This window comes from Nonomuraea sp. NPDC051941, from assembly GCF_044593615.1.
Window position 1 is genome coordinate 17,898 of sequence record NZ_JBIUCF010000010.1, and the last position, 10,777, is coordinate 28,674.

Sequence of the window (10,777 nt, forward strand, 5' to 3'; positions counted from 1 at the left end):
ACATCCGCTGACGTCCAGAGGAACGCTCAGCCCTTGTCGGAGCCCTCGTTCGCGCCGCGCACGAAGTACCGCTGGAAGATCACGAAGACCACCGCCACCGGAATGGTCGCCATCAGCGCGGCCCCCAGCTTGAGCGGATACTGCGTGCCCTTGCCCAGCGACCCGCTCACCAGGTCGGCCAGCCCCCGCGGCAGCGTGAACAGCTCGGGATTCTGCACCGCCACCAGCGTGTGCGCGAACTCGTTCCAGGAGCCCTGGAAGGAGATGATGGTGAGCGTGAGCAGCGCAGGCCGGGCCATCGGCAGCACGATCGACCAGTACGTGCGGAAGACGCCCGCCCCGTCCACCTTCGCCGCCTCCTCGACGCTGACCGGCAGCGACTCGAAGAACTGCTTCATGATGAACACCCCGGCCGCGTCCGCGATCACCGGCAGGATCAGCGCGGTGTAGCTGTCGTACATGCCGAACTGGTTCAGCACCAGGAACTTCGGGATGAACAGCACCACGCCCGGCACCGCCAGCATCGCGATGATCGTCGAGAAGATCGCCCGCCGCCCCGGGAAGCGCAGCCGCGCCAGCGCGTATCCGGCCATGGAGTCGAGCAGCACGCGCCCGACCGTGATGACCACGGTCACCAGCAACGAGTTGCCCAGCCACAGCGGCAGGTCGGTGTTGAGGAACACCTTCTCGTAGCCGCCCAGCGTCACCGGGTCGGGGATGGGCGACAGGGGATGTGCCGCCGCGTCCGACTCGGTCTTGAAGGAGGCGGCGATCTGGATGACGAACGGGTAGAGGAAGACGAGCGCGAAGAAGATCAGGATGCAGTAGCCGGCGAACGTGGAGGCCAGCGATCGCGCGTTGTCCTTACGCATGACGCCTCTCTCTCATCACCCAGCGCTGGACCAGGGTCAGCACCACGATGATGGCGAACAGCACGAACGAGATCGCGGTGCCCGAGCCGTACTCGAAACTGCGGAAGGCCGTCTGGTACGACAGGAACGCCGGCGTCAGGGTGGTCTTGGCGGGATTGCCCTGGCTCATCACGTACACCTGGTCGAAGACCTGCCACGTCGAGATCAGCCCCAGCGTGAGCACCAGGAACATGGTCGGCTTGAGCAGCGGCAGCGTCACGTTCCTGAAGACCTGGCGGCGGCCCGCCCCGTCCAGCATGGCGGCCTCCTCCAGCGACACCGGGATGTCCTGCAGCGCCGCCAGGAACATGAGCATGAACGTCCCCGACGTGGTCCAGACGACCAGCGCGATGATGGTCGTCATCGCCACGCTGGGCCCGGACAGCCACTCCCACCACGACAGCCCGAACGGCCCGCCGGAGGTCAGGGCCTCCGGCGGGGCCGCCGGATCGACCAGGCCGACGGACCCGAGCAGCAGGTGCAGCACCCCGCGCGAGTCGGCGAACCACTGGGGCCCGTCGACGCCGAACATCCCCAGCAGGGCGTTGACCGCGCCGGAGTTGGCGAAGACGAACAGGAACACCACGCTGATCGCCACCGAGCTGGTCACCGACGGGAAGAAGAACGCGGCGCGGAAGAACGTCCGGCCCTTCAGCAGCCGGCTGTTGACGACCAGGGCCAGGCCGAGCGCCAGCACGGTCTGCAACGGAACCACGATGGCCACGTAGTAGACGTTGTTGCGGACGCTCGTCATGAAGTCCTGCCTGGCCAGCCCGTCCTCGGTGAACAGGCGGGTGTAGTTGTCCACGCCGACGAACGGCACACTGCCCCGGAACGGGCTGCCCTGCCCGTTCCAGTCGGTCAGGCTCACCCACAGCGCCATGAGGATCGGCGCCAGCATGAACAGGCCCAGGATCACCACGACGGGGGCCACGAAGAGCCAGCCCGCCAGGTTCTCACGAGTCTTGCTGATGGTCATGACGTGCCGAGCGCGGCCTGGATGTTCTTCTGCGTCCGCTGGAGCAGCGTCTTGGGCGCGGTGGTGGCCAGCTGCTGCAGCCCGGTGTCGAAGTCGGCCAGGACGCTGTCCATCTTGGGGGCGTTCACGGGGCCCTGGGCGTAGTCGGCGCCGTTGACGAAGGGGCCGTCGTCGGGGAACTCGGCAGTGTAGGCGGCCTTGGCGGACTGGCGCGAGGGCATGACGCCGAACGCTTTGGCGAAGGTCATCTGCTGGTCGGCCTTGGTCATCGCCTCGACGAACGAGATGGCCTGCTCCTTGTGCTTGCTCTTGGCGGAGATGCCCCAGCAGTTCGTGAACGACAGCGTGCCCTTGCCCTTGGGGCCGGCCGGCAGCTCGTGGACCGAGTACTTGACGTCGGGGAAGTCCGCCTTGAGCGCGCCCTTGATCCAGTTGCCCTCGATGGTCATGGCGGCCTTGCCCTTGCCGAACGCCTCGCCGCCCCAGCCCGCGTCGAGCTGGTCGGGGTAGCGGGCCAGCTTGGCCGACACCAGCGAGCGCACGTACTCGAGGGCCGCGAGGTTCTGCGGGCTGTCGGCGGTGGCCTGCTTGCCGTCGGGGCTGGTCAGCCAGCCGCCGGCCTGCACCATGAACGCGCCGACGCGGTCGCGGGTCGGGCCGATCGCCAGCGGGGTGACGTCCTTGGCCTTGAGCTTCTCGGCGACCGAGGTGAGCTGCTCCCAGGTGGTCGGCACGTCGGCGTCGGTGAGCCCGGCCTTGGACCACAGGTCCTTGTTGACGATCAGCGCGAGGGTGGAGAAGTCCTTGGGCGCGCAGTAGAGCTTGCCGTCACGGGTGAACGCCGTGCGCAGGGAGGGGTAGAAGTCGTCGGGCTGGCTGATCTTGTCGCCGTACGGCTCCAGGGCTCCGACGCTGGCGTAGTCGGCGAAGCGGGAGGCGTCCACGTAGAACACGTCCGGGGGGCTGTCACCGGCGAAGGCCTGGCCGAGCTGCTGGGCGAGGTCCTGCGCGGGCGTCACCGTCGCGGCCGCGCCCGCCGAGGAGGCCCAGGTCTGGGCGGCCTGCTTGACGGCCGCGGTCTCCGCCTCGCCGGAGGAGCCGATGAGGATCTGCAGGTTGACCTGGCCGCCGCTCTGCTGGGGGGCCTGGCTCGGCTTGTCGTCGAAGCCGCTGCCGCAGGCCGACAGAACGAGCGTGGCGCAGGCGAGGCCGCTGATCGCGGCGGCGCGGCGGTTACGTGACGTCATCGGGGTGGGTCCTGTTCTCGCGTTGTGGGGGGTTAAGGGTCAGGCGGACTTACGGATGGCCAAAGAGGGGGGCAGCAGCACGTGCGCCGACGGCGGCTCGGCGTCGGGGCTCTCCAGGGCGCGGGCGAGCAGGTCGACGCAGGCCGCGGCGGCCTCGCCGAGCGGCTGGTGGACGCTGGTGAGGCCGACGGCCCTGGCGGCGGGCGTGTCGTCGAAGCCGATCACCGCGACGGGGCGGCCGGGCTCGCGGGCCTGCAGCGCGCCGAGGGCGAGGGAGTCGCTCGCGCATACCAGGGCGGTCACGCCGGGGTCGGCCGCGAGCAGGTCGCGGGCCGCGCTCTCCCCGGCCGCGATGCCGTCCTCGACCGCTCGCTGCAACCCGCCCAGATCGTGCCCGGTCAGCGTTCTCGCCCAGCCCTCGCGGCGGTCGTCGCCCACGCCCGAGCCGGGCGGCCAGCCGATGAAGCCGATGCGCCGGTGACCGGCGGCCAGCAGGTGGCGGGTGGCCGCCTCGGTGCCCGCGGCGCCGTCCACGTCCACCCACGGATGGCGCGCGTCGGGCAGGTCGCTCCAGGGCCGGCCGAACGCCACGAACGGCAGCCCGCGCTCCAGCAGCCAGGCCGCGCGCAGGTCGTCGTGGTGGGTGCCGGTCAGCACGAACGCGTCCGGCTTGTACGCGCCGAGCAGGTCCTCGTACGTCGCGATCTCCGCGTGGTCGTCCGCGGCGGTGTAGAGCAGGATCCGGTACCCCTCCTGCGCGGCCGTCTCCGACAGGCTGTGCAGGAAGCGGTCGGCCCACGAGCCGCTGATCCCGTCGCCGTCGGGCTCGATACCGATGGCGATCAGGCGGGAGCGGCCGGTGCGCATCTGGCGGGCGGCCTGGTTGGCGCGGTAGCCGAGCCGTTCGATCACCTCGAGGACGTGCTTGCGGGTCTCCTCTCGGACCACTTCCGGGCTGTTGAGCGTGTTCGACACCGTCTGGCGCGACACGCCTGCTGCCTTCGCCACATCGGTGATCGTCACCTTTTCCGCCATAAATCGCCTTTCGAGGGGGTTGAACGTTCAAAGTCCGGTGCGGCATGATTTGATCGTTCAAAGTTAGCGGAGTGTTTCGAAATCTGCACCCCTGGCGTCCGTCTGTCAAGGCCCGGGGTGATCAATAATCTGACCTCAGGGGGAAACGTAGTGCTTCAGCCGCTGCTGCACGATCTGGTCAGCACCGTCATGGCGCCGGCGAGCGCGCTGAGCGACGCCGACGGCCAGATCCGTCAGGCCGGCGTGCAGGGGCTCTTCTGCGCGGACCGCCGGGTGCTGTCCCAGGCCCGGCTTCTCGTGGACGGGCGCGAGCCGGAGTCCATCGGGTACGCGCCCGGGGCCGCCGGCCAGGCCCGGTTCGTGTCCCTGGCCCGCTGGCTCGGCGACCGCACGATCGACCCCACGGTGCGGATCGAGCGCTCGCGGGAGGTGTCGCCGTTCGGCATGGGCGAGCAGGTGGAGATCGTCTCCACCGCGTCGTCGCCGGTCACGGCCACCGTCACCGTCGAGCTGGCCTGCGACTTCGCGGCCGTCGAGGCGGTCAAGTCGGGGCGCTCCGGCACCCCCGTACCGGCGGGCGCGGCCGGGGACGGACGCCTGACCTGGCACGCCAACAGCGCCCGCGTCACCGTCACCGGCCACGGCGCCCACGCGACGGCGGGCGACGGGGCCTGCCTGCGGTGGGAGGTGAGCCTGCCGCCCCGCGGCCGGGCCACCCTGCGCTGGGAGCTCGCCGTCGAGGACCCCGCCGCGGTCGTCGTGCCCCCCGCCGCGACCCTCGAATGGATCCCGCCGCACGTCACCGCCGCCGACCGGCGCGTCACCAGGCTGCTGGACCAGTCGCTAGAAGACCTGCGGTCGCTGCGGCTGGCCGAGCCCGGCGAGCCCGGCGACACCTTCCTCGCGGCCGGCGCGCCCTGGTTCCTGACCCTCTTCGGCAGGGACAGCATCTGGGCGGCGCGCATGTTGCTCCCGCTCGGCACCCGGCTGGCCGCGGGCACCCTGCGCGTCCTGGCCCGTCGCCAGGGCCGGCGCCTCGACCCGGACTCCGGCGAGGCCCCGGGCAAGATCATGCACGAGCTGCGCCGGGACGCCTTCGACCTGGATGACAAGGGCGGACGGCTGCCCGCCGCCTACTACGGCACCATCGACGCCACCCCGCTCTGGATCAGCCTGCTGCACGACGCGTGGCGCTGGGGCCTGCCGGACTCCGAGGTGCGGGCGCTGCTGCCGAACCTCCAGGCGGCGCTGGGCTGGCTCGCCGACCACGCCGACCCCGACGGGGACGGGTTCCTCGAGTACATCGACTCCAGCGGGCGCGGCCTGGCCAACCAGGGCTGGAAGGACTCGGGCGACTCGGTGCGCTTCCACGACGGCCGCCAGGCCGAGCCGCCGATCGCGCTGGCGGAGGTGCAGGGCTACGCCCACCAGGCCGCCCTGCACGGGGCCGCCCTCCTGGACGCCTTCGACCTCCCGGGGGCCGGCCGATGGCGAGACTACGCCGGGACGCTGGCCGAGCGCTTCCGCGCCGCCTTCTGGGTCGACGGGCCCCAGGGCCCCTTCCCGGCGCTCGCCCTCGACCGCGACAAGCGCCCCGTGAACTCCCTGACCAGCAACATCGGCCACCTGCTCGGCACCGGCCTGCTCTCGCGCGAGGAGTCGGCCCAGGTCGCCGGCCTGCTGGCCTCTCCCGGCATGGCGGAGGCGTTCGGGCTGCGGACGATGTCGTCAGAGGAGGGCGGGTTCAGCCCGCTGTCGTACCACTGCGGATCCGTCTGGCCGCACGACACGGCCATCGTCATCGCCGGCCTGGCCAGGGAGGGCTTCGACGAGCAGGCCACCACCCTGGCCGAAGGGCTGCTGGCGGCGGCCGAGTCGTTCGGCTACCGGCTGCCGGAGCTGTTCGCGGGCGACGCCCGGGACCGGGTGGGCCGCCCGGTGGCCTACCCGGCCTCCTGCCGCCCCCAGGCGTGGTCGGCCGCCGCCGCGGTCGTCATCGCCCACGCGGCCACCGGGCTCTACCCCGACGTGCCGGCGGGCCGGGTGGAGCTGCGCCCGCTGTCCGGCGCGCCCCTGGGCGCGCTGACCGCCGGGCTGCGCGTGGCGGACGCCGAGGTCGAGGTACGGGTGGACCACGACGGCACCGCCACGCTCAAGGGCCTGCCCCCGGGCATCCGCCTGGAGGAGACGGTCACCCCTTCGTCGCGCCGCCCGTGAGGCCCTTGACGAACTGCTTCTGCAGCAGCAGATAGAAGACCAGGATCGGCAGCGTGGCCAGGAACATCAGCGCGAACATGCCGCCGAAGTCCGCCGCGTACTGGCCGAGCGACTTGTAGACGCCCGTCATGATCGTGGTGCCCTCGCGGGGGCCGTAAATGATCAGCGGGTTGAGGAAGTCGTTCCAGATCCACACCCCGAGGAAGATCAGCACGCTCGCGGTGGCCGGCCGCAGGAGGGGGAAGACGACGCGCCAGAACGTCTGCCAGCGCGTCGCCCCGTCGATCGCGGCCGCCTCCTCCAGCTCGCGCGGGATGCCCTTCATGAACCCGGAGAAGACGAACACCCCGAACGGCACGTAGTAGCCGACGTTGAACAGGATGAGCCCCTGGAGCGTGGACATCAGCCCGAGCGACTTCAGCACCTGCGTGACCGGGATGAGGATGACCTGCGGCGGGATCATCAGCCCGCACAGCAGCAGCACCATGACCGCGCGCGACCACCACTGGGTGTGCCGCGCCAGGTAGTGGCCCAGCATGGCCGACAGCAGCGTCAGGATGACGATCGACAGCGACGTGACCACGACGCTGGTGCGCAGCGACGACCAGAAGAGGCTGTCGGGGTCGGTCAGCACGCGGGTGAGGTTGTCCAGGGTGAACGGATCGGGCAACGACATCGTGTCGCGGGAGACCTGGCCGCTCACCTTGAAGACGTTGATCAGCGCGATGTAGAGGGGGATGAAGAAGACCGCGCCGATGACCAGCGCCACCAGCGGGCGCACCCACGGCAGCCGCGAACCGGTCATAGCTGAACCTCCCTGCGCTGCAGGATCCGCAGCGTGACCACCGACAGGGCGGCGATGACGACGAGCATGACGACCGCCTCGGCGGAGGCGTAACCGGTGCGGTTCTCCACGAACCCCTCCTGGAGGACGACGAACGCCACACTGGCCGTCGTGCCCGTGCCCGGGCCGCCGTTCGTGATGACCTTCACGTGGTCGAAGATCTTGAACGCCGAGATCAGCAGCACGACGGTGTTGATGGTCAGCGCGGGCGCCAGCAGCGGCCAGGTCACCTTCCAGAAGCGGCGCAGCGGCCCCGCCCCGTCGATCGCGGCCGCCTCGGCCAGCTCCTGCGGCACGCCCTGCAGCCCGGCCAGGTAGACGACCACGCAGAAGCCGAGCATCTGCCAGCAGACGATGGACGCCAGGGAGTACAGCGCGATGTCCGGGTCGGACAGCCAGCCCGGCGGCTCGGCCACGCCGAGGGCCCGCAGCCCCTGGTTGACCGGGCCGTCGTCGGCGAGCACGCGCGTCCAGATCACGCTGATGACCACCGAGCTGATCACCATCGGCGTGAAGAAGACGCTGCGCAGCGCGTTGTAGAGCCAGCCGCGCCGGTCGAGGACGACGGCGACGGCCACGCCGAGCACGTTCGGGACGATGACCACGATCAGCGTCAGGATCGTGGTGACCCGCAGCGAGTTCAGGAACGTCTCGTCCCGCAGGAGCAGCGCGTAGTTGCGCAGGCCCACGAACTGCGTGTTCGGCCTGAGCAGCGCCTGGTTGGTGAGGCTGTAGCCGACGCTCATCGCGATCGGCAGCAGGACCAGGCACGTGTAGACGAGCGTGCCCGGCGCCGCGAACGTCAGGAAGTGCCACAGGCCCGGCCACGCCGGCCGCCTGCTCCCTGGGCGGGTGAGCGTGCCGGGCCTGCGATGGGTGGTGCTGACGGCCATCAGCCGCTCTTCTCCCATTCGGTGTCGAGGAAGGCCAGCGCCTGGTCCGTCGTCTTCTTGCCGCTGACCAGGTCCTGCGCGGTCGACCAGAACTTGCCCTGCATGCCGGGCAGCATCGCCGCGTCGCCCGCCTCCCAGCTGAACGCCGGGACGGTCGCGTTCTGCTGGAGCGCCTGCTGCCACAGGTCGTACACGGCCTTGAAGACCGGGCCGGTGGTGGACGGCGGCGTGTAGCCCTTGACGGCGGGGAAGAGCGCGTCGGCCTTGACCGAGGCGTCCAGGTTCTCCTTGGTGAGCTGGAAGGCCAGCGCGAACTCCTTGGCCGCGGCCATGTTCTTGGCCGTGGCGCTGACGGACAGGCCGCCGCCGGTGAACGCCGGGAGATGCAGGCTCCCGTCGTCGCTCGGCCAGGCGAACACGCCGATGTCGTCCTTCATCTCCGACTGGTCGGCCGCGGCGGCGAACCAGCTCCCCATCGGGTACATCGCGCCCTTGCCGCCCAGGAACGCCTCCTGCGTCTTCGGGTAGTCCTGGCCGATCTGCCGCTTGTCGATGTAGCCCTTGGCGGCCAGGTCGGCGAACTTCTGCGTGGCCGCCTTCATGGCCGGGTCGGCGGCGAACGTCACCTGGCCTGCGCGCCGCTTGGCGATCCAGTCGGGGGTCCTGGCGTACAGGTCGGTGGCCAGGATGGCGGTCCACGGCTGGGAGGTGACGAACACTCCGCCGCTCACGAACGGCGTGATCCCGGCGGCCTGGAGCTTGCCGGCGTCGGCGAGCAGCTCGGCGTACGTCTTCGGCGGCGCCTCGATCCCGGCCTTCTTGAACAGCTTCTTGCTGTAGTAGACGTTCGGGATCGTCTGGGTGTTGGCCGGCAGCTGCAGCACCTTGCCGTTGACCGCACCGCAGGTCGGGCAGATGAAGTCCTTGAGCTCCTGCTCGGTCCAGGTCGCCAGGTTCGGCTCCAGCGCGATCAGGTCCTGCATGCCGATCTGCACGTCCGGCAGCTGGCCCGAGGCGGCGAGCTGCTTGGCGTAGTCGTTGCGCTCCGACTCCGACGGCGCGGCGACGAGCTCCACGTCGAGGTCGGGGTTGGCCTTCGTCACCAGCGCGACCTGGGCCTTCCAGTACGACTCCGGCAGGTTCGGCGACGGGAAGACGAGGAAGGTGACCTTCTGCTTGCCCCCGGCGGAGGACCCGGTGGAGGACCCGGTGGAGGGTGCGGCGGACGTGCTCGGCGTGCCGCTCGAACAGGCGCTCAGCGCCAACGTGACGGCCAGCGCGAGCGCTCCGGCCGCGGACAGCTTGTTCATGGTGAGCTCAGTCTTCTCCGGTGGTGGGGGATGGGAGGTCGTCGCCGGTCGTCCGCCTGACGACGTTCGATGGCGGGCCGTAGCGGAAGGCGCGCACCCGGTACGACGCGTGCCGCTCCTCGGGCAGGGTCACCAGGCCGAACGCGTTGACGTCCGGCGCCAGCACGGCGGTCACGCGGTAGTCGGGCCGGTCGGCGGGCCGGTCCTCCAGCAGGAAGCCCTCCTCGTCGCGGGCCCGGTCGGCCCACCGGAACGCGACGCCGTCGGCCTGCGTCACCGTGGCCGTCAGGCCGGTGGGCGCGGCCCCTTCGCCGCCCACCGGCCGGCTCCCGGGGGACCCTCCCGGGATCACGCGCGGCTCGGCCCAGCCGGGGCCGGGCTTCGGGTACGGGCCGTCGCCGAGCGTGACGTCGACGGGCGCGGAGGCCGCGCCGTAGTAGGGCCGCAGCCGGTAGTGGAACGTGGTGCGCGGCATCAGGTCGGGATGGGTGTACGCGGTCTGCTCCGGCGGCAGGAAACCCAGGATCGTGTACGGCCCCTGAGGCTCGGTGGCGAACTCGATCACGTGCCCGGCGGCGCCCGGATCGCGGCCCTGCCAGCGCAGCGCGATGTCGGTCGGTGACACGAGCGCGGCCTCCAGCCGGACCGCCGGATCCTGCGGCCGCTCCTGCTGCGGGGCCGCGCACCCGGCGACCACCGTCGCCATCAGCACCAACACCATCCGGGCCCTCATCGCCCCCTACTTACGCCAGAAGCGGACGCCGCTCCACTCGACCGTGGCGGGCCCCTGCCCGCTGGCCGTCCGGTACGCCCCGAACTTGTCGTAGAAGCTGCCGCTCTCGCTGGCCACGGTGTGCTTCAGCGACCCGTTGATATAGGTCCGGTGCACGCTGCCGACCACGTGGACGGTGTTGACGCGGACCGTGGCGCCGATCGTCGCGCCCGTGGCGATCGTGTCGCCGCCGTGCACCGCGTACAGCCGTCCGCCGCGCTCGACGGCGAGCATGAAGAACGGGCCCGTGGTCTTGAACGTCTGCTTGAGGCTGATCCGCGAACCGGGCAGGCTGGTGATCTTGAAGTAGCCCTCGAACTGGCGCGTGCCGTCGGAGTAGGTGGCGTAGCGCCGTTCGGCCCGCTGGTCGCCGCTGTCGGTCGAGCAGGTCAGCTTGAACGTCAGGTCGCCGACGTCGCCGCAGCCCCGCTCCTGGACGGTGAACGTGGGCGAGTACGAGGTCCACGGCCCCGATTCCACGGGGTCGGCCGCGGCCGGGAGGGCGGGCAGCAGCAGTCCGGCGGTCAGCGCGCTCGTGGTGAGTAATCGCATCGACCCTCCATTAGGAA

General features: G+C 70.8%; 10 protein-coding genes. 1 reads left to right on the top strand and 9 read right to left on the bottom strand.

The features are described 5' to 3' along the window. Window positions 1-26: 26 nt before the first annotated feature. Genes ACIHFD_RS18470 through ACIHFD_RS18485 form a run of 4 tightly spaced genes read right to left on the bottom strand, consistent with a single transcriptional unit; the run spans window position 27 to window position 4,160 of the window. Entirely contained in the window at window positions 27-872 is an 846-nt protein-coding gene (locus ACIHFD_RS18470; protein ID WP_350742833.1) for a carbohydrate ABC transporter permease, read from the bottom strand. Further along, window positions 865-1,890, bottom strand: a complete 1,026-nt coding sequence (locus ACIHFD_RS18475) for a sugar ABC transporter permease (protein WP_350742831.1) — start codon at window positions 1,888-1,890, stop codon at window positions 865-867. Before ACIHFD_RS18475 ends, ACIHFD_RS18470 begins: the two co-directional genes overlap by 8 nt. Beyond that, window positions 1,887-3,137 carry an extracellular solute-binding protein gene (locus tag ACIHFD_RS18480; protein WP_350742829.1) on the bottom strand — a complete coding sequence of 417 codons (1,251 nt, stop codon included), beginning with the start codon at window positions 3,135-3,137 and terminating at the stop codon, window positions 1,887-1,889. The genes ACIHFD_RS18475 and ACIHFD_RS18480 overlap by 4 nt, the downstream gene beginning before the upstream one ends. Before the next feature lie 39 nt (window positions 3,138-3,176). Beyond that, window positions 3,177-4,160: a LacI family DNA-binding transcriptional regulator gene (locus ACIHFD_RS18485; RefSeq protein WP_397367938.1), complete on the bottom strand. Its 984-nt coding sequence runs from the start codon at window positions 4,158-4,160 to the stop codon at window positions 3,177-3,179. Window positions 4,161-4,322: 162 nt separating this feature from the next. Here ACIHFD_RS18485 and ACIHFD_RS18490 point away from each other — a divergent pair, with 162 nt between their 5' ends. After that, window positions 4,323-6,389, top strand: a complete 2,067-nt coding sequence (locus ACIHFD_RS18490; protein ID WP_397367939.1) for a glycogen debranching N-terminal domain-containing protein — start codon at window positions 4,323-4,325, stop codon at window positions 6,387-6,389. Here the strand turns inward: ACIHFD_RS18490 and ACIHFD_RS18495 are convergent. From ACIHFD_RS18495 to ACIHFD_RS18515, 5 genes are read right to left on the bottom strand one after another with little or no spacing between them, the layout of a single operon-like run. Beyond that, entirely contained in the window at window positions 6,364-7,194 is an 831-nt protein-coding gene (locus ACIHFD_RS18495) for a carbohydrate ABC transporter permease (protein ID WP_397367940.1), read from the bottom strand. The two genes, ACIHFD_RS18490 and ACIHFD_RS18495, sit on opposite strands and share 26 nt — an antisense overlap. Continuing rightward, the gene (locus ACIHFD_RS18500) at window positions 7,191-8,126 is read right to left on the bottom strand and encodes a carbohydrate ABC transporter permease (protein WP_397367941.1); all 936 of its coding nucleotides are present in this window, start codon (window positions 8,124-8,126) and stop codon (window positions 7,191-7,193) included. The genes ACIHFD_RS18495 and ACIHFD_RS18500 overlap by 4 nt, the downstream gene beginning before the upstream one ends. Beyond that, on the bottom strand, window positions 8,126-9,436 hold the full coding sequence (locus ACIHFD_RS18505; RefSeq protein WP_397367942.1) for an ABC transporter substrate-binding protein: 1,311 nt from the start codon (window positions 9,434-9,436) through the stop codon (window positions 8,126-8,128). Before ACIHFD_RS18505 ends, ACIHFD_RS18500 begins: the two co-directional genes overlap by 1 nt. Before the next feature lie 7 nt (window positions 9,437-9,443). Then, entirely contained in the window at window positions 9,444-10,157 is a 714-nt protein-coding gene (locus tag ACIHFD_RS18510; protein WP_397367943.1) for a fibronectin type III domain-containing protein, read from the bottom strand. Between the two features lie 18 nt (window positions 10,158-10,175). Continuing rightward, complete coding sequence (locus tag ACIHFD_RS18515) at window positions 10,176-10,760, bottom strand: hypothetical protein (RefSeq protein ID WP_397367944.1); 585 nt, start codon at window positions 10,758-10,760, stop codon at window positions 10,176-10,178. Window positions 10,761-10,777: the final 17 nt, after the last annotated feature.